This window comes from Finegoldia sp. (assembly GCF_046991905.1).
Lineage (GTDB): Bacteria > Bacillota > Clostridia > Tissierellales > Peptoniphilaceae > Finegoldia.
On the sequence record NZ_JBKWZF010000021.1, the window covers coordinates 13,070 to 36,142 of the forward strand.

Here is a 23,073-nt window from a genome sequence, read left to right on the forward strand (position 1 = left end):
CTACGAAAATAAATAAATTCTAAGCTTGTGAACCTAAAATTGTGAACTCGTGCTATGCACTCAAACAGCACAATTTTTTGACGGTTCACTTCGCTTGAATTTATGTTTATTTTCTCCGTATGATATTCTTAGCTTCGATCGTTTGCTCAAAGGTTTCGTGATGTTGGGATTTGCTAGACCAAGATAAAAAACTATTCAATAAAATCATTAGACTAAAAAAACAAGGGTGTAAGAGGGCAAAATGATAGCCACTAGGTTATCTAGTGGCTAGGTGTTTACTATTTTGCTTTGATTACAAGTTGTTGGTTTGGTCTTTGTAATTTTGCGTTTATGTCTTGTGGTAGGTCGATTTTTGCTTCTTTTCCTGCAGATTCTAAGTTTACTACGTATTTGATTACATCGTGTTCTTCTTGTTCTTCCACTTGTGCTGCTTTACCATTTACGTTGATTTTTGGTGCTTGTAAATTCAAGATTGTTTTTGCTTTTTCTGATGATTTTAAATCTTCTGGGATTTGTACGATGAAGTTTAATGTCTTAGGCATTTGTGCTACTTCAAGTGTTGTTTCTTTTGCTAACTCTTGATCATCAGCTGTTAATTTGTAGGCAATTGTGTTTGCTAATACTTTTTGCAATTGTTCGTTGCTCATTTCTGCTGTTAGGTCATTTACTAATACTTTTGAGCTATAGCCTTGTTCTTGTTCTTGAATTTTTGCGTTTAATTCTTTGATTTTGTTGTTAGCATCGTTTAAGTTTTCAAGTGCAAATTTCTTATCTGTTTCTACTTCTTTTAATTTGCTTTCTAATTCTGATCCTTTTTGGTTAGAGCATGATGCCAATACAACCATTGATAATACTAATAATACTGTTAAAAATTTCTTTTTCATAAGTACCTCCATTTAATTTATTCCAACTCTTTTATTATACTATTAATTTAAGAAAATTTGAACTGCTTTTGTTAAAATGTTTAAAAAATCTCAAAATATTATTTTAAGTATTTATTTGTGAATTTAAGTGTAAGATAGTAAATATTATTGACAAATTAAATTCAATTTGGTATAATATGAATGTATATTTATATATATAAAAAGGAGGGTATATTTATGAGTAACAACAATGACTTTAAGCCTTTCATATCGGCTGATAAGGTTTTGCCAGAGCTTACACCGTTTTCTATTATTTTTGGTATTATTATGGCAATTGTATTTGGTGGAGCTAATGCATATTTAGGTCTTAGAGTTGGTTTGACAGTATCTGCATCAATTCCTGCTGCAGTTATTTCAATGGGAGTTATTAGATTGATTTTCAAGAGGGATTCTATTTTGGAAAACAACATCGTTCAAACTATAGGATCTGCGGGGGAATCAGTTGCATCTGGTGCTATTTTTACAATGCCTGCGTTATTTATTTGGATGAAGGAATGGAATGAACCGGCTCCATCATTAATCGAAATAGGGGTTATTACTCTTATTGGTGGTTTACTTGGGGTTTTATTCATGGTTCCATTGAGAAATGCTTTAATAGTTAAGGAACATGGGGTTATTCCATATCCAGAAGGAACTGCTTGTGCAGAAGTTTTATTAGCAGGTGAAGAAGGTGGATCCAAGGCTAAGCTTGTATTTAAGGGTTTAGGTTTGGCTGCTGTATACAAATTCTTTGCTGATGGTTTGAAATTATTCCCATCTTCATTGTCAAAAGAAATTACAGTTAAATCTTTCTCAGGTGCTGGTATCGGTATCGACCCACTTCCATCTTTGGTAGGTGTTGGTTATATTTGTGGTCCTAAGATTTCTGGATACATGCTAAGTGGTGCAACTTTAGGTTGGTTAGTTATTATGCCACTTATGAAATTATTTGGTGGCGACAACATCATCGGTTCTGCTGACAAGGCTATTTCTTTAATGACTGTAAAAGAAATTTGGGGTACTTATTTGAGATATATAGGAGCTGGTGCTGTAGCTACTGGTGGTATTATATCTTTAATCAAATCATTGCCACTTATTATCAGAACTTTCAGAGATGCTATGAAAGACTACAAGGCTCAAGGTTTAGGTACAGATTCAGTTCTTCGTACTGAAAAAGATTTGAGTATGAAATTCATAGGAATAGCTATTCTTGCTATCGCAGTTGTAATGGCTGTTTTACCAATTATTCCAGTTGGACCTATTGGCTCAATAATTATCGTTATATTTGGTTTCTTCTTTGCAACAGTATCATCACGTTTGGTTGGTCTTATTGGATCTTCAAACAACCCAGTCTCTGGTATGACTATTGCTGCTTTGTTGATAACTTCAATATTAATCAAGGCTATGGGAAATACTGGTCACGATGGTATGTTGATGGCTATTTCAATTGGTACTGTAATTTGTGTTATCGCTGCTATTTCAGGGGATACTTCACAAGACTTAAAGACTGGTTTCTTGGTTGGAGCTACTCCATATAAACAACAAATCGGTGAATTAATCGGTGTTGCAGTATCTGCACTTGTAATCGGTGCTATTTTATGGTTATTAGATTCATCTTGGGGATATGGTTCAGAAGAACTTCCTGCACCACAAGGTATGTTGATGAAACTTATAATTGAAGGTGTAATGGGTGGATCACTTCCATGGGGATTAGTTTTCGCTGGAGCATTCATCGCAATTGTAGTTGAAATTCTTGGAATTCCAGTATTACCATTTGCAGTAGGTTTGTATTTACCAATTAACACTTCTACAGCAATCATGACTGGTGGTTTAATCAGATTATTTGTTGACAAGAGAAAAGTTAAAAACGAAGAACTTAGAAAAGAACAAGAAGAAAATGGTATATTGTTCACATCTGGATTTATCGCAGGTGAAGGTGTTGTAGGTATTTTACTTGCTGCATTTGCTATAATTAAAATTGGCGACAAGACATTAGCAGATGTTCTTGACTTATCTTCAAAATTCAACATTGGCACAATTGGATCAATAATAGTATTCATATTGTTATTAGCAGTTTTAGTTAGAACTTGTATTAAAAACGTAAATACTAATGAAGCGAAATAAAAATTTCCTAGAATTTATTCCTGAGGTCAATGACAAGATAGAGTTTTATGAAAAAGATGATCTTGTGTATTTAGTAAAAAAACACAATCATATTTTTGATAAGATTGCTCAAAAGATGTTCTTCACACCAAAAGAATCCAACATCAAGCTTGAAAGTTACGGAAGTGATGTTTTCAGGATGATTGATGGAAAGAGTAATATTATAGAAATTGGGAATAAATTGAAAGAAAAATACGGTGATGAGGTAGAACCGCTATACGAAAGACTATCTCAATTCATACAAATTTTATATAACAATGATATTGTTAAACTCAAAAAGAAGTCTGAATAAGGCTTCTTTTTTTATGCAATGGTATAGTGCTAAAGGTTGTGTTGTATTGGGGATTGCAAGACAAACATGGGTAAGATTTATCGCAAACATCTCGCACGAATATCTTTGGGTAAAATTTAATGATTTCAATCGCTCAGCCTCACTTCAGAAATCTTCTTTTAGAAATAATTAATGAAGATTTCATCGTTCGAAGCGTCGCTCATAAGAAGCATTAAATTTTATATGGTGATATTCGTGAGCTTCGATTGTTTGCTTAAAGGTTTCGTAGTGTTAGGGTTTGTAGGACAATATAGAAAATTGTGATGAGGATTCGCTGTTCAACAGATTCAGAACACACAGGGGACAAGACCAGAGCAAACATCTTGCACGAATATCTAGACTAAGAAAATAAATAAATTCTAAGCTTGTGAACCTAAAATTGTGAACTCGTGCTACGCACTCAAACAGCACAGTTTTTTAACGGTTCACTTTGCTTGAATTTAAGGTTATTTTCTCCGTATGATATTCTTAGCTTCGATTGTTTGCTCAAAGGTTTCGCTAGATTGGGGATTGCAGGACAAACATGAGTCAATATAGTAGCAAACATCTTGCACGAATATCTAGACTACGAAAATAAATAAATTCTAAGCTTGTGAACCTAAAATTGTGAACTCGTGCTACGCACTCAAACAGCACAATTTTTTAACGGTTCCCTTCGCTTGAATTTATGATTATTTTCTCCGTATGATATTCTTAGCTTCGATTGTTTGCTTAAAGGTTTAGCTAGATTTACATTACAATAAAACAGGGGTTAGAATTAAAAAAATAAGGCAATATTAGACAATGCATAGAAAATCGTAGAATCAGATAGACCTTAAAAAGACAAGGAAAAGAACGCAAAAAAATAAGAGTCATCTTCCTTCTTCTGAAAACAACTCTTATTTTCCGAGCAAACTGCACTTAAACTGACATTTTGGTTCAATCATTCCTTACCAACTCCTTAATAGTAATATCTATCAGATAAACTTGCTTTTCAAGATATAACGAATCAATCTTTAAATCTTTAATTAACTAAAGTTTTCGATAATAGGATAAAATTTTAAAGTTTCTAAATTTTAATGTTTTAAGTTTAAATGTTAAAAGGTTCTTGTTTTATTTGTCTTCAAATAAAACGGGTAGTATTCCTGCTTTTTTCGTTTATATATCCTTTTCATCGGAATCAATAAACTTGAAGTAACAGTTCTGCTCTACAATTAAGATATCTTTTATTGTAGTATATATATACCCACTGAAAAAAGTTTTAAACACTTTTTTGAAGTTTTTTTGAAAAAATTTTAAAAATAATCGAAAAAAATTGATTTTGTTTGAAATTTACAGAAATGAGGTATAATAAAAAAAACACACGAAATAATTCATGTGCTATATAAGAAAGGAGTAAGGGGAGACAACTCTGGAAAATTTGAAGGCATGAGAGTTTTCCCCTCTAACTTGTTAACTAATTTAGATGTGAAGTAATTGTTTGATTATGAACCAGAATATTGGAATAAATATTGCGGGAATGTAATCCATGATTTTAAACTTTTTGATTTCTAACATATCTATACCAAGTAGAACTATCAACAATGAGCCTACTACTGAGATGTTTTCAATTACTTCTGGTACTAAGACTTTGCTTAGTGATGTTGATAATAAGAATATTAGTGTGTTCATCACAAGTCCCACAACCCCTGAAAGTGCAACTGTGAATCCGTATGTTGCTGAGAACAAGAATGTTGTGATGGCGTCTAATATTATTTTAAATTGCATTATGTCACTAGAATCGCTCAATCCTAAATTCAATGGAGCAAGGATTGCTAATGATCCGATATTTTGTAGCATTATTAATGCAATGGCGCCTTTCATAGACGATCCAGATGAGTCTGGAACTTTGTTTTGCAGGTATTCTACAAGGTTAGCTAATTTCTTATCCAAATCAAGACCGTTACCTATTATAGCACCGATAACCAATGAAATCAATATAAAAATAAAATTATTTGTTTTGATACTTCCTTGGATACCCATTATTAAAATACAAACGGCTACAACATCCATTATACTTTTTATTAATTTTTTAGGTAGGAAAGATTTTAAAACTCTTCCTAAAAAGGCTGCAACTGCAACCGCTATAACATTTATTATTATGTAAAACATCGTAATCCTCCACGAAATATGATAATATATTTTATTCAATTTGTAAAGTATTATTTTTATTAATTAACAATGTAGCATTTCAAAGTGATAAAAATATGAGAATGGAATATCACAATAAAACAAGCTACATAAAAGCTGCATATTAAATGAGTAAAAATATATCAAAAATTTTAAACTTAGGAGTTCGATATGAATGAAACAATCGAATTAATTAAAAATAAAGAGATAAATTTCCTTAAAGAACTTGATAATTCAGTGATTAGATTTAGGCATAGTCTTCCTCATCACAACGATAGTTTGCTGAACAAAGTTCTTGTGGAAAAATTCATAGCCCAATCTAAGATTGATTTTTATGATGAATATAAAAATTTATCTAATCATTACAATTACATATATACAAAAAATCAGCTTGTGGATAAGCGTTGCGAAGGTATTATTCAAATTTTCCAAGATATGGAAAATGACATGAACTTTTTGGATGATGCTATCAAAAATTCGGGAGATGTTGAAAAAGGGTTCAATTTCAGGTTTTATTTGAAAAAAATAGCCGAAAGCTACAAATTTTCTATGAGAAATTCAAATGATTCAGATAAAAGAACAAAAAGAGCGCATCTTAAATCTAAAAATAAGAGGGAGTTCATTATCAATGAGTATTCTACTGATAGGGTTTATTTTAATAGTGTCAAAAGAAGTTTGAAGCAAGTATACAAGAAGAGGATTAACACTGAGGTTAAGAAGCTTCGTAGAGACTTATACGATTTAAGAAAAAACATGAGGGTTAGTCCTGAAGATTACGATTTGAAATTCAAACCTTTATATCTTATTCCAGGTGTTGGTCAATTGCAGTTTAATCAACTGTACAAGTTTTTGATTATGATAGCGATATTTTTAGTGGGAGTATTTGTTCTAATTGGTGACACTGATATCGATCAAGTTGACAGGATTATTATAGGGATACTAATCGTATTAGAAACTACTAATATCGTGAATTTTAGAAGGATTGTAAAAGATATCGAAAAAGGAATCAGACCGAATAATTTTAGGGAATCTATCATCAATATAAGGCTTAAAATTAGGAATTTTTTTGTAAATAATGTTAAGTTGATTTATGCAATATTGTGTGGAATTTTCGTGTTGTTTAATATTTTCATCATAATATCGACGATTTTAGGGGAAAATTTGAGTTTTGTTCTGAAAAATTACGACAGGTTTTTCATGCAATTCGACTACAGGGTTGTGTTTGCGTGTCTTTTGTTGAGTGTGATGGTGTTTTCGATTGCAGAGATTGTGTCACTTATTGTTTGGAGGCTTTTCTCCAGAGTAGACAAGGAATTGAATCTTTTTGTTTGTTTGATGTCTATTGTGTCCATTTTCATGTTACTGATGTTTCCGAATGATTTTGTGTTTACTAAAATTTTCGGGGTATTTGACCAATACGTGCTTCACGATCAAAGTTTGATGCTTGTTTTCTGGTTGACTTTTGGATTACTTACAGCTGCTATTATAGCTTACAATGTGTATTCAATGCAGAAAATAGGGTTCTTTTCCAACAACATCAATTATTTGATGCACAATGACGATATGACAAAGTTTGAATACTACAGGTGGGTAGTTTTTCCAATTTATTCAAACAAGGTTAATTTGATTACGATTTTATTAAATTTCGCTGCATTTTATGTGATGTTCTGTTTTACGGGTGTGTATTTTAATCACATGGTTGACATTTACAATGAAGGTGCGATGGATATTTTAATATTTTTCGTTAGAAGACTGAATAGCAACTATTATTACGTGATTATATTTATTGTGGTTGCGATATTTTCGATTTTTAATTTGGGTTGGGATATTATTACAAAGATAAAGGTTAGAAGGTAGTTATGAATATTGTTTTTGAAAATTATAGCACGAATTATTTTGAAAATTTGAATGGCACAATTTCTGAAAATTGTCAGATTTTTTCAAACAAGATTACTTTGGATAAATTCATAGCTGTACTTATGAATGTAAAATATGCAAGTGGCAAGATGATGATAGACGGTGAGTTGTCCAACAATGTTATATCAAAGTATCGCGGGTTTTATGTTGTGGATGAGTTTATGTTGTATGAGCATTTGAATGTGTACGATAATTTGTCATTGGTGTTAAAGTCGAACAAGATGAGTCCTGTAACAATTTACAGGAAAATTGATAGTTTGAATGAAAAATTGAATGTGGATTTGGATAATAAGATAAAAGAATGTGATGAGGATACTATTATCAAACTTTTTTATGCGAAGGTGGTATTGTCCGATAGTCACTTTGCGATTATCAAAAACTACAATAATTACACAAAGATTTTTAACAAAAAAAACATCTATAAATTCACTTCTATGTTTGATGAGGATAATATTAACTACATAATTTTGCGTGACAAAAAAGAAAAATTGGTCGATGATTTGCCTATTTTGAAGCTTGGTAAAAGTAAGATTTCTCATGTGAAATGATTTGAACATTTTAATAAAATTATATATTTTTAGCTTTTTGAAAATATTTTATTATATATTTTTAGTATTATTTCCATGTGATTTGTGGTAATATTTAATAGGAAATTATACTATAAATTGTAGTTGGGTTTTAATAATCCACTATATACGCGATAAAGGGAGTAATAATGGAAATAAAGAAGAGAGATGGTAATATTGTCGATTTTGATAGGTCGAAGATAAAATTAGCCATGAAAAAAGCTTATGCTTCTGTGGGAATTTACGCAGAGGAAAATGAACTGGAAGCTATGGCTCAAGAAATTGAAAACACTATTGTGAACAAGTATCCTAAAAATCATGTGGTTACTGTTGAAGAAATCCAAGATTTGGTGGAACTTACTTTGATTGATCACGGTCAATACAAGGTTGTAAAATCTTTTATTTTGTATCGTGCAAAACACACTACAGACAGAAAAGTTATCCAAGAGTTCGAAAGATATATCACAGATGAAGAAGTCATCGAAATCATTAGATATATTCAAGAACACTACGATTCTACTAGGTATTCGATTGAAAATTTGTATTTGAAGTTTGAATCATTTGTTAAGCCTAATTTGTCACAATACGATATGGTGAATTTATTGTCCAAGGCTTCTGGTGAATTGGTTAGCAAGGAAGCTCCAAATTGGGAATATATCGCATCTTTGTTTATGAATTACAATCTGAAACAAAATATTAAGAAGTTAGAAATCCAATACGATATTCAAGATTTTAAATCTAAGATTAAGTTTTTGGATGAGAGAGGATTGTACGGCTCATACATCAGAGAAGTGTACACAGATGATGATATTGACGAATTGGGAAAATACATCGATGACGACAGGGATAAGTTATTCACTTTCAGTGCTTTGGATTTGATTATCAAAAGATATTTGATTAAAACTCATGACAACAGAGTTATGGAATCTGCACAAGAAATGTTCATGGGAATTGCTATGCATTTGGCACTTAAAGAAAAGGATAGAATTCATTGGGCAAAGAAGATTTACGATAATTTGTCCACATTAAAAGTGACTGTGGCAACTCCTACAATGAGTAATGCCAGAAAACCATTCAATCAATTGTCAAGTTGTTTCATAGACACTGTTCCTGATACTTTGGAAGGAATTTATCGTTCGATAAATAATTTCGCACAAGTTTCTAAGCACGGCGGCGGAATGGGATTGTATTTTGGAAAAGTTCGTGCAAATGGATCTGACATTCGTGGATTCCAAGGTGTTGCAGGTGGAGTTATCAGATGGATTAAACTTGCAAATGATACTGCTGTTGCAGTGGATCAATTGGGAGTGCGCCAAGGTTCTGTAGCTGTGTACTTGGATGTATGGCACAAGGATATATTGGAATTTTTGCAACTTAGAACGAATAACGGTGATGACAGAATGAAAGCACACGATGTGTTCCCTTCTGTTTGCTATCCTGATTTGTTCTGGAAGATGGTTCGTGACGATATCGACGGAACTTGGTATATGTTCGACCCACACGAAATCTCTGTGAAAAAAGGATATAATTTGGAAGATTATTACGGAGACGAATGGGAAAAAAGATACAACGAATGTGTGCTTGACGAAAGTATTTCCAGACGTAGCATTAAAGTAAAAGATTTGGTTAGACTTATCATAAAATCCTGGACAGAAACAGGAACACCATTCACTTTCAACCGTGATACTGTAAACAGAATGAATCCAAACAAACACAAGGGAATGATTTATTCTTCTAATTTGTGTACAGAAATTATGCAAAATATGAGCGAAATTCATTCTATAAGTGAAACGATAGAAACAGAAGACGGAGACGATATTATCGTTACGAAAACAAAACCGGGAGATTTTGTTGTGTGTAATCTTGCTTCTCTTGTTTTGGGAAATATCGACGTGAACAACGATGAAGAATTAGAAGAAGTTGTGGAAACTGCAGTTAGAGGACTTGATAATGTTATTGATTTGAACTTCTATCCATTGGAATACGCAAAGTACACTAACAAAAAATACCGTCCAATCGGTCTTGGAACTAGTGGATATCATCACTGTTTGGTAAAAAATAATATTATGTATTCAGATGTTGAAAAGCATTTGGAATTTGCAGATAAATTGTACGAAAAAATCAATTATTACGCTATTAAAGCAAGTAATAAAATCGCCAAGGAAAAGGGATCTTACGAATATTTCGAAGGTTCTGATTGGGAAAATGGTGAATATTTCAAATTAAGAGATTACAATTCTGAAAAATGGAACGAATTGTACCACGACATCAAGAAAAACGGAATGAGAAATGGTTACTTGATGGCAGTGGCACCAACTGGTTCAACTTCTATAATCGCAGGAACTACTGCAGCAGTGGATCCAGTTATGAGTAGATATTTCCTTGAAGAAAAGAAGGGTACAATTGTCCCACGTGTTGCACCAGGACTTAGTCCACAAACATTCTGGTTGTACGAAAATGCACACGAATTGGATCAAAATATAACTGTAGATGCGACAAGTATCAGACAACGCCACATCGACCAAGGACAATCGGTCAACATTTACATCACGACTGATTACACGATGAGAACAATATTGAACATATACATCAGAGCTTGGGAAAAAGGAATCAAATCCATCTATTATGTTAGAAGTAAATCATTAGAAGTGGAGGACTGCGATAGCTGCAGTGCATAATTTTTATGAAAAAATTATTATCAGTGATGTTGAGCTTGGCTCTTATACTTGGAGTTACAGGTTGTAACAAAAAACAAGAAAAAGTGGAAGAAAAACCACAGGTTGAGCAAGTTCAACCAAAAGACGATTTGAATGGCAAAAAACCAAGTGAGATTGATTCGTCGATAAATTACGACGAATACGTGGATACAAAGGACAAATTAATCAAGGTTATCAAAAAATTGCACGAAACACGCGGCAAACAAGAGCTTGTGTTCTTGGGAAATGACAAATCACAAGTTGAAAATTTCATGAGTGAATACGACAAGAATGATAAAAAAACTGCCGAAGATAATTTGGTAGTTGGCGATATGAAATTTGTGAAGGATTCTTCAATTGGTAAGCCTATTTTTTCCATGAAATTAAAATCGGTGTTGAACGAAGATTTTAGAGATGAGCCTTATAGCTTGGAATTCACTTACAAATACATCGACAAACTAAACGAATTGTCAGAAAAAGTAAAAGGCAAGGATGATTTTGAAACGGTGAAAAATTTGGCGAAAGTTTTGATTGACGATTACAGATACGATCCTCAACTTTCCTCGACATTTGGTTGTGATTTGTTGTTCAACAAAGAGGGAACTTGCAATTCTTTCAGCGAACTTGCCAATGATGTGCTAAATAATTGTGGAATTTATTCTGAAATTTGGTGGGTAGATTCATTGCCTGACGATGAATTAGACAAAAATTCCAATCCATATCGTAACCATTCAATCGACAGAGCAAGATTAAATGGCAAGATGTATTTCTTGGATTTTACTCACTCTACGATTTCACACAAGAACGCAAAAGACTACGGATTTGAAAACAGACCGAAACTTATAATGGAGAAATTACCAGAAGTAGAACGAGGAAAAAACCAACTATACACTGGATATTCAAAAGTTCGTGAACCTATTTTAGTTAACAAGGGATTTTGCGATGGACACTACAGCATAGACAACCCTTACGCAAAGTATTCTGACCTAGGATTGGGTTGGACAACTTACGATAAATTATTGGATAATTTGCGCAAAAATCCGTACTTTAAGTAGTGTAAAATAAATCTTGAAAAAAGTTTTTGAAAATTTTTTCAAAAAAAGCTTGACAAATATTTTTGGAGCGTGTATTATATATCCATAAGCTAAATGAATAAACATTAACGTTGATAAGAAGAGTATGCAACGAATGCTTTTACAGAGAGTCTCAGTTTGGTGGAATGAGATAAAGAATAGTTGTTGAAAATGGTCTTGGAGTTAGAAAAGTCGAATAGCATTTGCTTTTAAACTTTTCCGGTTGCATCCGATATCTTGTGCTAGGTATGAATACGTACTGAACAATGAGAAAATGCATATTTGTATATTTGCATATATGTATTTAAAAATAAGGTGGTAACGCGGATATATTCGCCCTTATGTGATGAATGTCACATAAGGGCTTTTTTTATTACAAAAATGAGGTGAGATTATGATTGAAGTATTAAGTTTGAAGAAAACTTTTAATACAAGTGAAAAAGAATTTAATGCAGTTGATGATGTAAGTTTCAAAGTAGATAAGGGCGAAATTTACGGAATAATTGGTTTGTCAGGAGCTGGCAAATCAACACTTGTAAGACTTCTAAACAGATTAGAAGAACCCACAAGCGGCAAAGTTGTGATCGATGATGTCGATATAACATCATTGAAGCAAAAGGAATTATTGGAAGCAAGAAAAGAAATAAGTATGATTTTCCAACATTTTAATTTATTTAATCAAAAAAACGTCTACGAAAACATTGCTTATCCATTGAAGCTTCAAAACATTCCAAAAAACGAAATAGAAAAAAGAGTTAACGAACTATTGGATTTCATTGGACTTAGAGACAGAGCAAAAAGCTATCCTAGCCAATTATCCGGTGGACAAAAACAAAGAGTTGCGATTGCAAGGGCATTATCCACTAATCCTAAGGTGATTTTGTCAGATGAATCTACAAGCGCACTTGACCCACAAAACACACAACAAGTTTTGGAAATATTGAGAAAATCAGTAGACAAATACAAAACGACGATAATAATGATAACTCATCAAATGGAAGTTGCAAAAGATGTTTGTGACAGGATTGCAGTGATGGAAAATGGAAAAATCATCGAAGAAAATTCTGTAGAAGAATTATTCAAAAATCCAAAAACAGATGTCACTAGAAACTTCATCAGAAAACTTGTCGAAGAGGATGAAGAAGAGATAATAGCTGACGATTTTAAGGGAGACGTCGTTAGATTAACTTATTCCCAAAAATCCTACAACAAACCATTATTATCACAAGCAGCGAGAATTTCCGGAATAGATTTTAGTATAATATCTGGAAATATCAACAAACTTCAATCCACAGGAGTTGGATACACAGTGGTTGAACTTATCGGTGAAGAAGAAAATATTCAAAAAGCAAAAGACTTTTTGACAGAAAATGATATTAGAGTAGAGGAGGTTAAATAATGGATGATTTACTAAATTTGGTATTAGAAGCCACAGGCGAAACATTGTACATGATTTTAGTTAGTACGTTTTTCACAATTTTATTTGGCCTTCCATTGGCACTTATTTTATATACAACTGGACAATCTGGACTTAATCCAAAACCAAAACTATACGCGGTATTGGATGTCATAGTTAACGTTACAAGATCATTTCCATTTATCATATTGATGATAGTATTACTTCCATTATCTAAGTTGATTGTAGGAACAAAAATAGGAACATCAGCATCCATCGTGCCATTAACAGTTGGTGCAATTCCATTTTTGGCTAGATTATTCGAACAAGAATTCTTGAATGTGGACAGAGGAATCATCGAAGCGTCCAAATCAATGGGAGCAAGTAATTTTAACATATTGACAAGAGTTTTGATTCCAGAATCATTGCCTCAATTGGTGTTGGCAATAACAAACTTAATGATAACATTGATTGGTTATTCTGCAATGGCAGGAACAATCGGTGGAGGAGGCTTGGGAGCCTTGGCAAAACGATACGGCTACGACAGATTTAACACAGAAGTATTATTGTGGGCAGTAGTTGTAATTATAATCTTGGTTGAAATTGTACAAATCTCAGGTACAAAAATTTCAAATAAATTAAACAAAAAAAACATATAGGAGTGGTAAAAATGAAAAAGAAAATTTTATTAGTAGTATTGGCATTAGCATTGGTATTAACATCATGTGCTAAAAAAGAAAGCAAAAAAGAAGACGGACAAAGTGCAAAACAAGAATCACAAAGCACAGAAAACAAGAAGGTTGTAATCGGAGTATCTCCAGCACCTCACAAAGAAATCGCAGAAAAAGCAAAAGAAATCTTAGCAAAAGATGGGATTGAACTAGAAATCAAAGAATTTGATGATTATGTAACACCTAACACATCACTTCAAGAAAAAGATATCGACTTGAACTTCTACCAACACGTTCCTTACTTGGAAAACTTCAACAAAGAAAGAGGAACAAAATTAGTATCATTGGGAGCAGTTCACTTGGAACCAATGGGAATATATTCTAAGAAATACAAATCTTTAGATGAATTAAAAGACGGAGACGAAGTTATAATTCCTAACGATGCTACAAATGGGGCAAGAGCATTAAAATTATTAGAAGATAACAAAGTAATCAAATTAAAAGAAAACGCAGGACTAGAAGCTACTGAAAAAGACATTGCAGAAAATCCAAAGAACTTGAAATTCACAGCTGTTGAAGCAGCAACTATTCCAAGAGCATACGAAGACGCTGCAATTGCTGTAATCAACTCAAACTTTGCATTAGAAGCAAAATTATCACCAAAGAAAGATGCAATTGCAATCGAAAAATCAGAAGGTAACCCATTTGCAAACATCATAGCAGCAAGAGAAGAAGACAAAGACAACGAAACTTACAAGAAAGTATTAGAAGCATTCCAATCAGACGAAGTTAGAAAATATATCGAAGAAAAATTCGATGGAGAAATAATACCAGCAAAATAAGAAACATTTAAGGAGGAGATTAAAGATGAGTTTACACGTACCATTTAGATTTGATTATGTAGGAAGTTTTTTGAGAAATGAAAAATTATTAAAAGCAAGATCTGATTTTGATAAGGAAATCATCACAAAAGAAGAGCTAAAATCAGTAGAAGATGAAAGCATCAAAGAATTAATCAATAAACAAAAAGAACTAGGATATCATGTGATAACAGATGGAGAATTCAGAAGAAAAAGCTGGCACTTGGATTTCTTCTGGGGATTAAACGGAATAAAAAGAGTTGAACTTGACCATGGATACTACTTCCATGGCAAGGAAACTTACCATACATCTGTACAAGTTGAAGGAAAAATCACAGGCGAAAATCATCCATTCGTAGAACATTTCAAATTCGTAAAACAATTCGAAGATGAAAACACAATCGCAAAACAAACCATACCTGCACCGGCGCAATTATTAGTTGAGTTATTCAGAGAAGATAATGCAGCAATAACTAACAAAATCTATCCAGATTATGAAAAGTTAGAACAAGACATCGCACAAGCTTACAGACAAGTAATCAAAGATTTGTACGAAGCAGGTTGCAGAAATATACAATTTGACGATTGTACATGGGGAATGTTAGTAGATTCTGATTATATCAACAGAAAATACGGAGAAGCAGTTTCATTGGATGATGAAGCCAACAAATATTTGAAGATAAACAACTTGGCACTGGAAGACAGACCAGAAGATTTGACAATAACAACGCACGTTTGCAGAGGAAATTACGAATCAACATATGCAGCAAGTGGTGCCTACGATAAAATCGCACAAATATTATTTGCACAAGAAAACGTAGATGCATTTTATCTTGAATACGATGACGAAAGATCCGGCGGATTTGAACCATTAAAATACGTTTCTGGAGATAAAAAAGTTGTTCTTGGACTTATCACATCAAAAAGAGGACAACTCGAAGATGAAGATGAAGTAATCGCTAGAATTCACAAAGCATCTGAATTCATATCTCTTGATAGATTGTGTCTAAGTCCACAATGTGGATTTTCATCTAACGAAAATGGAAACATATTAACAGTTGACCAACAATGGGAAAAGCTAAAATTAATCAAAAAAATAGCTGAAAAAGTTTGGGGAAAATAAGCAATCATATCTATCTCATTTTTATAAATTGCAGGCAATGAAAATTGCCTGTAATTTTTTTGAGCAAAAGGAAAGGTGAGCTTATTATCTGCTCACCTTGAAAAAATATGAAAGTACTAATGGACGGTAAGTACCTTCGGTTGTAATCTAATTATAATGCAAAAATCGATTTTTGTAAAAATTTTTTCTGTGTTAGGATTTTTGATTTTTGGGTATATATATTTTAATAATATAAGAGAAACGTTGCGGTCATTTTGCAAACGATATTATAAATATTTTATGGGAAACTTATTTATCAACTTGCGTATTAAATTATGTAACAAAACTGCAAATGTTTTCTTATAAATAATAGGAGGCACAATTATGAAATCTTATCCGACAAACAAAATTAGAAACCTCAGCTTGGTTGGGCATAGTGGAAGTGGAAAAACTCAACTCACTGAAGCATGCCTATACTTAACCAAAGTGATTAACAGAGTGGGAAAAGTTGAGGACAAAAACACTGTTTCTGACTATTCTAAGCAAGAAATGAAGAGGGGTATTTCTATATCCAGCTCTGTTATTCCTGTTGAACACAACGACATAAAAATAAATTTCATTGATACACCGGGCTATTTTGATTTTGAAAGAGAAGTGTACCAATCATTAAGAGCATCTGAAGCAGCGCTTATCGTTATAGATGCAGTTAATGGAATTGAAGTAGGAACAGAAAAAGTATTGCGTTATACAGAATCTATCGATCTTCCAAGAATTATATTTGTTAATAAGATGGACAAAGAAAACGCTAACTTCAACAAGTGCGTAAGTGATTTGCACGAAAGATTTGGTAAGAATATCATTCCATTCACTTTGACACTTGGCGAAGGAGAAGACTTCAAGGGCGTAATTGATGTTATAGACAAACAAGCTTTTGAATACAATGGTTTTGAATTCAAAGAAGTTCCTATTCCTGAAGATAGAGTAGAAGAAGTTAATGTTGTGTTTGACGAAATTTGTGAAGTTGTAGCACAAACAGATGATGATTTGATGGAAAAATATTTCAACGGAGAAGAATTTACACACGAAGAATTCAAAAAAGCTTTGGTATCAGCGTTACTTGAAGGTACTTGCGTACCACTTATAGCAGGTAGTGCTCTTACTGGAATAGGTGTTGATGTTTTATTAGAAATCATCGAAAAATACATGCCAACACCTGACGATGAAAGAGCGAAATACGGATTCAGACATGCAGACGACAAACAACGTAAGTTCTCTGCTGATGAACCAATGAGTGCAGTTGTATTTAAGACAATTGTGGATCCTTTTGTTGGAAAGATTTCAATATTTAAGGTTATTTCAGGTAAAATAACCAAAGATACTTTAATATATAATTCAAGCAAAGAAACTGAAGAAAAAATTGGAGATTTGTTCTTCTTGCGTGGTAAGGAACAAATCAAAACAGATGAAGTTCACGCAGGTGATATTGGAGCTATAAGCAAATTAGTAGAAACAGAAACAGGAGATACTATTTCTGATAAGAATGATCCGACTGTTTACAAACGTTTGAAATTAAAACCTGCAACATTATTCTTTGCAATTCAACCAAAATCAAAATCAGATGACGATAAAATTTCTAGTGCATTAACTAAATTGCAAACTGAAGATTTGTCTTTTGTATCTGAAAGAAATAATGAAACTAAGCAATTGCTTATAGGTGGACGTGGAAATGTTCAACTTCAAGTAATGATGGACAGATTAAAAGACGAATACCAAGTTGAAACAGAAATTGTTCCATTGAGAATAGCATATCGTGAAACTATCAAAGCAAAATCAGATGTAGAAGGAAAACACAAAAAACAATCTGGTGGTGCAGGACAATTCGCAGATGTATTCATTAGATTTGAACCATTGACAGACTCTGAAGAAACTTTCGTATTCGAAGAAGAAGTATTCGGTGGAGCTGTTCCTAAGAACTTCTTCCCAGCAGTTGAAAAAGGCTTGGAAGAATCGTTAGAAAAAGGTCCATTGGCTGGATATCCAGTAGTTGGTGTTAAAGCAATACTTTACGATGGAAAATATCACCCAGTAGATTCAAACGAAATGGCATTCAAAATCGCAGCTCAAATCGCATTCAAAAAAGGTATCGAAGAAGCAAAACCAATTTTGTTGGAACCTATTATGAAAGTTACAATCAAAATCCCTGAAGAATACATGGGAGATGTAATGGGAGATATGAATAAACGCCGTGGTAAGATTTTGGGAATGGAATCTGATGAAGAAGGAAACCAAATCGTAATAGCAGAAGCTCCTCATAAAGAATTATTTGAATATTCAATAGATTTGAGATCAATGACTCAAGCAAGGGGAGAATTTGAAATGGAATTTGTGAGATATGAAGAAGTTCCTTCTAATGTTACAGAAGAAATAATTAAAGAACAATAAAATTAGAGATGCCCTTATCGTTTGATAGGGGCATTTTTGCGTGAGAGCGTAAGTGTTGAGATATTAGCGTGAAAGCACAAGGCTTACTTAAGTATATGTTAATCTATTATTTATTTCTATTGCAAATACATTTGATTTATTGTAAGCTAATATTGATATTATATATGAAAAATACATACAAGGAGTTAATATGAAGTTAAGGATTTTATGTCTGGTTATATTATCGTCTATTGTTCTGTCTGCTTGTGGGCAAGAAAAATTAAATAATAAACCAGAACAAAAAATTGAGCAAACAAATAATTCGAAATCAAAAATTACTGCAGATAAAATTATCAATGGTACAATGGTTATTGATTTTAAAGGTAAAGAACAGACATATAAATTTGATGGAGATTGGAAAGCTTTCAGTAATATAGAAAGATCTTTTCAAAGATTGATTTATGGATTTTCTTTTTTAGACGATTTTTTTAATGCGTATGAAGATACAAAGGATATTTCATATATAAAAGAAGGGTATTCATTGATTATTTCTTTTGTAGAGCAAATGGAGTTTGATAAAAGTAAAATGTCATGGCATGATGAAACAACTGCTCTTAGAATGACGAATATTCTAAACTTTATTAAAAAAACTGAACAATTAGATTTTAAATTGTCTAATAAAGATGAAGAATTGCTTGACGATAATTTGAAGAAAACCGCAGAACTTTTTGCATTTACTGATTTCTATTCTGGTAATAACAATCATGGGTTTTTTCAAGATGAAGCAGGTCTTATGTATGCAGTAAAATATGGTAGAGATGACATAAAAGATATATGCAGTAAAAGAATAGAAAAATATATTAAAGATAACTTTGATAATGATGGTGTCCATTTGGAAAATTCATCTGAATATCACTATGTGTTAGTTGCTGAATTAAAAAAAGTTTTAGATAATTATGACGAAAATGTGATTCCAAATTACAATGAATTAAAGGAAATTTACGTAAAATCCGCAGATTTTGCCTACCAAACTCTTCTTCCAAGTGGAATCATACCTAATATTGGTGATTCCTGGTCGATGAAGATTAATCTAAATGATTATTATAGTGATGATATTTTAAATAATAGAAACACTAACAAAAGACAAACTTATTATGAATCTGGTTATGACATTTACAAAAATATGGACAAAAAAGCTTTTCTTTTGTTTAGGGGTGGTTACATCAAGAATCCTCACCATCATAACGATGATTTGAGTTTTTGGCTATATAAGGACGGTAATATATTTACTGAATTTGGTTCGTATGGATATGAAGAATCTAATCCTCATACAAAATACCAAACAGATTTTGAAGCTCATAATACTTTAATTGTAGACGATGGAAATAAATTTAAGGGTAAGGATGTAAAAATAACAAAAACAGATTCTCCATGGGAAATGTCAGGTGTGACTAAAAGAATTTCAAATATTACTTTCAAAAGGAATATAAGATTTAACAAAGACTTATCAAATATTTCGATAATTGATACTGTAAAATCATTGGACAAACAAGAACATAAGTACACTAGACTATTTCACTTAGATCCTTCAATTCAACCTAAAATCAAGAAGAAGTTAGGAAAAAATGTTGTTGAACTTTATAGAGGCGACAAGCTTATTGGAAAGTTAATTACTGAAGATGAAGTGAGTTTAACAGATGATTTTTATTATTCTGTTTACTATCAAAATCCTCCACAAAGTACAAAAGTAATTAAAGTTGATTGTAATGGAATAGATAAAGAAATGAAAGTTGATATTGAATTAAAATAATTATACTAAGTAGAGAATGCCCTTATCGTTTGATAGGGGTATTTTAGCGTGAGAACGTAAGGCTTGCTAACGTACAAGCAAACATCTCGCTTGTGAAAATCTGGCTTAATCAGATTCAGTAAGACTAGAACTGACTAGATTACGTAGAAGTATTCTTCCTTGAAGTTTTTGTGGAGTGAGAAGTGGTTTTTGTTGTAATCAAGTAGTCCTTCTTTTTTCATTTCCATTAGTTCCTTCGATAGTGCACTTCTGTCGACGTTTAGGTAATCTGCTAGTTCTTGTCTATTAAATGGTATGTCAAATTCGTTGGTTTCTTTTTTTAGGGCGACAGAGCTTAGGTACACGGATAGTTTTTGTCGAATTTTTTTGAAGGAGGATTGGCAAAGTTTTTGTGATAGTGAATAATTGTCGTTAGATAATATGAGGAGAAGATTTTTGATTAATTTGTCGTTGTAATCGTTGTGATTTGAGAAAATTTCATTTGTTTTTATGAACAAGATTTCACAGTCTTCACTTGCAACTACATCTATGATTAATTTTTCGCCACTTATTGCGTAGGACTCTGCGATTATTTGGAATTTGTTCCTGTTTGAAAGTATCATTCTAATTCCCCAATAATTTGTGATTTCTAATCTAACTTTTCCTTTGAGTATTAACCCGAATGTGTCTGTTGTGTTTCCAGATTTGTATATGTATTGGTATTTTTTGTAGGATTTTTGGTAAATAAAATTTGAGTTTAATAGTTGTTCGATTTCTTGTTTTGAGAAGTTTTTAAATAATTCTGATTTTAATATTTCCATATTCATCCCTTATGTTGTTTTAACAACGTACTTTTTCATTAAATTATATTAAACTATAGATATAAAATCAAATGTGCTTTATTATATATGGAAACAAAGGAGAGAAAAATGAAAAATATTTTAGATACTATTGGAAATACAAGACTTGTTAGATTGAAAAACATAGGAAATGGAAATATTTATGTTAAGGTTGAAAAGGAAAATGCAACTGGTTCGATCAAAGACAGAGCAGCTCTTGAAATGATAAAAGGTGCGATTGATGATGGTTTATTAAAACCAGGCATGAAGATTGTTGAACCAACAAGTGGTAACACGGGAATTGCGATTGCAATGATTGGTAAAACTTTGGACTACGAAGTTACAATTGTTATGCCAGAATCAATGTCTATCGAAAGACGTAAATTGATGCAAGCTTATGGTGCGACAATTATTTTGACTGGCGAAGGTGGAATGCAAGCTGCTGTTGATAAGGCGAAGGAATTGGAAGCTACTGGAGATTATTTTATGCCAAACCAATTTGCAAATCCTTATAACACTTTAGCTCACGAAAAATACACAGGACCTGAAATTTATTCCGATTTACCAGAAGTTAAGGGATTCATTGCAGGAGTTGGTACAGGAGGAACTGTCACAGGCGTAGGACATTTCTTAAAAGGAAAAAATAATGATGTTAAAGTGTGGGCTATTGAACCAGAAGAATCGGCGTTGTTGAGCACTGGAAAAGCTGGTGGACACAAAATCCAAGGAATTGGAGCAAACTTTGTTCCAGAAATTTTGGACAAGGATATGGTAGATGAAGTTATCACTGTAAAAGGTGACGATGCTTTGGATATGGCAAGACGTCTTGCAAAAGAAGAAGGACTTTTGGTGGGAATTTCTTCGGGGGCAAATGTTGCTGGAGCATTAAAAATGTTAGAGAAAGTTGATGGGCCGATAGTTACTGTTCTTCCAGATACTGGAGAAAGGTACTTGTCGACAGAATTATTTGAACATGAAGCTAATTAAAAGATTATCTGAATATGGTGATTTTATTTTAAAAGAAGATCCTGCATGTCGCACAAAATTAGAAGCGATATTTATGTATCCTATAGTGAAGGCGTTGGTCTATCACAGAATCGCAAATTATTTTTACAGAAAAAAGCACACAACTCTTGCCAGGTTTTTCTCACAAAGAGCGAGGTGTAAAACTGGAATTGAAATTCATCCAGGAGCGACAATCGGCAAGAATCTGTTCATAGATCATGCAATGGCAGTTGTGATTGGAGAGACTGCGATTGTAGGGGATAATTGTCACTTTTATCATAACGTAACGCTTGGTGGTACTGGCAACGAAAAAGATCACCAACGTCATCCGATTGTAGGAAATAATGTTGTAATTGGAACTGGAGCGACTGTTTTGGGGCCGATTAAAATTGGAGATCGTGCGAAAATCGGCGCAGGTGCAATTGTTTTACATGATGTTCCAAGTGATTGTACAGCAGTTGGAATGCCTGCAAAAATAATAAGACACCATTAATATTGAGCACAAATCTCTTTGGCAATTAAATTTGCTGAGGAGATTTTTTTATTTTGTGGTAGAATGGATTTATAAGCTAGCAGGAGGAATTTATGAAAAAGAAAATATTTGCAATTGTAATGATGCTTTTAATGTTGTGCTCATGTAGCATTGGAAAAAGGGAAGTGTATTTGTATGGAGAAGATCACGATATAAAACCTATTTATAATGAAGAGTTAAACATTTTGAGAGATTACTACAAAAAAGGTGGTAGGAATTATTTTTTGGAGGATTCTCATTATGGTGCACAATATCTTAATTTGTGGATGAAATCAGATAATGATGAGTATTTGAACAAAATGTATGATGTTATTAAAAAATACGGAAACTATGATTATGATTACGATATCGAATATTTCAAGACAATAAAAAAAGAAATGAATGATATTAAATTCTACGGTGTAGATGTGGGACATTCATACGATATTATAGGCAAGGATTATCTTAAATTAGCAAAAGAAAAAGGCGATAAAAAAGATATTGAACTTACTGAGAAGGCTATAGAACAAGGTAAGAATTTCTATGACAAGGAAAAAGTTGATGACTTAAAAGCCAGTGAGTACAGAGACAAAATGATGGCAGAAAACTTTATGAATACATATAACAGGACAAAAGGAGATGTTATTGGATTTTTTGGATTGGCACATATAGATGGAATAGGT

17 protein-coding genes, 1 pseudogene and 1 other annotated feature are annotated in these 23,073 nt (G+C 32.6%); of the genes and pseudogenes, 15 read left to right on the forward strand and 3 right to left on the reverse strand.

Annotated features, from left to right (window positions below; all coding sequences use genetic code 11):
- Window positions 1–278: 278 nt before the first annotated feature.
- A complete protein-coding gene (locus ACLUJM_RS08720) occupies window positions 279–884 on the reverse strand; it encodes a hypothetical protein (protein ID WP_412412640.1) in 606 nt (201 codons plus the stop codon).
- 216 nt (window positions 885–1,100) lie between these two features.
- On the opposite strand from ACLUJM_RS08720, the gene ACLUJM_RS08725 reads away from it, so the two are divergent.
- A complete protein-coding gene (locus tag ACLUJM_RS08725) occupies window positions 1,101–3,026 on the forward strand; it encodes an OPT family oligopeptide transporter (protein WP_412412641.1) in 1,926 nt (641 codons plus the stop codon).
- Window positions 3,013–3,357 (forward strand): PqqD family protein, encoded by a 345-nt coding sequence (locus tag ACLUJM_RS08730; protein WP_412412642.1) that lies wholly within the window; start codon window positions 3,013–3,015, stop codon window positions 3,355–3,357. The genes ACLUJM_RS08725 and ACLUJM_RS08730 overlap by 14 nt, the downstream gene beginning before the upstream one ends.
- 1,479 nt (window positions 3,358–4,836) lie before the next feature.
- Here the strand turns inward: ACLUJM_RS08730 and ACLUJM_RS08735 are convergent.
- Window positions 4,837–5,526, reverse strand: a complete 690-nt coding sequence (locus ACLUJM_RS08735; RefSeq protein WP_412412643.1) for a DUF554 domain-containing protein — start codon at window positions 5,524–5,526, stop codon at window positions 4,837–4,839.
- 189 nt (window positions 5,527–5,715) lie between these two features.
- On the opposite strand from ACLUJM_RS08735, the gene ACLUJM_RS08740 reads away from it, so the two are divergent.
- From ACLUJM_RS08740 to ACLUJM_RS08785, 10 genes are all read left to right on the forward strand, one after another.
- On the forward strand, window positions 5,716–7,401 hold the full coding sequence (locus tag ACLUJM_RS08740; protein ID WP_412412644.1) for a hypothetical protein: 1,686 nt from the start codon (window positions 5,716–5,718) through the stop codon (window positions 7,399–7,401).
- 2 nt (window positions 7,402–7,403) lie between these two features.
- A complete protein-coding gene (locus ACLUJM_RS08745) occupies window positions 7,404–8,009 on the forward strand; it encodes an ABC transporter ATP-binding protein (protein WP_412412645.1) in 606 nt (201 codons plus the stop codon).
- A 167-nt stretch (window positions 8,010–8,176) separates the two neighbouring features.
- The gene (locus ACLUJM_RS08750; protein WP_294685868.1) at window positions 8,177–10,705 is read left to right on the forward strand and encodes a ribonucleoside-diphosphate reductase subunit alpha; all 2,529 of its coding nucleotides are present in this window, start codon (window positions 8,177–8,179) and stop codon (window positions 10,703–10,705) included.
- A 5-nt stretch (window positions 10,706–10,710) separates the two neighbouring features.
- Complete coding sequence (locus ACLUJM_RS08755; RefSeq protein ID WP_294685869.1) at window positions 10,711–11,778, forward strand: hypothetical protein; 1,068 nt, start codon at window positions 10,711–10,713, stop codon at window positions 11,776–11,778.
- A gap of 101 nt (window positions 11,779–11,879) precedes the next feature.
- Window positions 11,880–12,140 (forward strand) — a binding site (T-box leader).
- Window positions 12,141–12,190: 50 nt separating this feature from the next.
- Window positions 12,191–13,195, forward strand: coding sequence for a methionine ABC transporter ATP-binding protein (locus ACLUJM_RS08760; protein WP_294685870.1), 1,005 nt, complete (start codon window positions 12,191–12,193; stop codon window positions 13,193–13,195).
- Entirely contained in the window at window positions 13,195–13,851 is a 657-nt protein-coding gene (locus tag ACLUJM_RS08765) for a methionine ABC transporter permease (RefSeq protein WP_294685871.1), read from the forward strand. Before ACLUJM_RS08760 ends, ACLUJM_RS08765 begins: the two co-directional genes overlap by 1 nt.
- An 11-nt stretch (window positions 13,852–13,862) precedes the next feature.
- Entirely contained in the window at window positions 13,863–14,705 is an 843-nt protein-coding gene (locus ACLUJM_RS08770; protein WP_294685872.1) for a MetQ/NlpA family ABC transporter substrate-binding protein, read from the forward strand.
- Window positions 14,706–14,730: 25 nt separating this feature from the next.
- Window positions 14,731–15,846 (forward strand): 5-methyltetrahydropteroyltriglutamate--homocysteine S-methyltransferase, encoded by a 1,116-nt coding sequence (locus tag ACLUJM_RS08775; RefSeq protein ID WP_294685873.1) that lies wholly within the window; start codon window positions 14,731–14,733, stop codon window positions 15,844–15,846.
- A 363-nt stretch (window positions 15,847–16,209) separates the two neighbouring features.
- A complete protein-coding gene (fusA, locus tag ACLUJM_RS08780; protein ID WP_294685874.1) occupies window positions 16,210–18,267 on the forward strand; it encodes an elongation factor G in 2,058 nt (685 codons plus the stop codon).
- Window positions 18,268–18,457: 190 nt separating this feature from the next.
- Window positions 18,458–20,056, forward strand: a complete 1,599-nt coding sequence (locus ACLUJM_RS08785; protein ID WP_154272419.1) for a heparinase II/III family protein — start codon at window positions 18,458–18,460, stop codon at window positions 20,054–20,056.
- 134 nt (window positions 20,057–20,190) lie between these two features.
- Here the strand turns inward: ACLUJM_RS08785 and ACLUJM_RS08790 are convergent, their stop codons facing one another.
- Window positions 20,191–20,856, reverse strand: coding sequence for a Crp/Fnr family transcriptional regulator (locus ACLUJM_RS08790; protein WP_102164269.1), 666 nt, complete (start codon window positions 20,854–20,856; stop codon window positions 20,191–20,193).
- A 108-nt stretch (window positions 20,857–20,964) separates the two neighbouring features.
- On the opposite strand from ACLUJM_RS08790, the gene cysK reads away from it, so the two are divergent.
- The 3 genes and pseudogenes from cysK to ACLUJM_RS08805 form a co-directional block, all read left to right on the forward strand.
- The gene (cysK, locus tag ACLUJM_RS08795; protein ID WP_294685876.1) at window positions 20,965–21,861 is read left to right on the forward strand and encodes a cysteine synthase A; all 897 of its coding nucleotides are present in this window, start codon (window positions 20,965–20,967) and stop codon (window positions 21,859–21,861) included.
- Window positions 21,848–22,372, forward strand: coding sequence for a serine O-acetyltransferase EpsC (gene epsC / locus ACLUJM_RS08800; RefSeq protein ID WP_294685877.1), 525 nt, complete (start codon window positions 21,848–21,850; stop codon window positions 22,370–22,372). The genes cysK and epsC overlap by 14 nt, the downstream gene beginning before the upstream one ends.
- A 92-nt stretch (window positions 22,373–22,464) precedes the next feature.
- Window positions 22,465–23,073, forward strand: a pseudogene (locus ACLUJM_RS08805) (hypothetical protein); the annotation flags it as partial.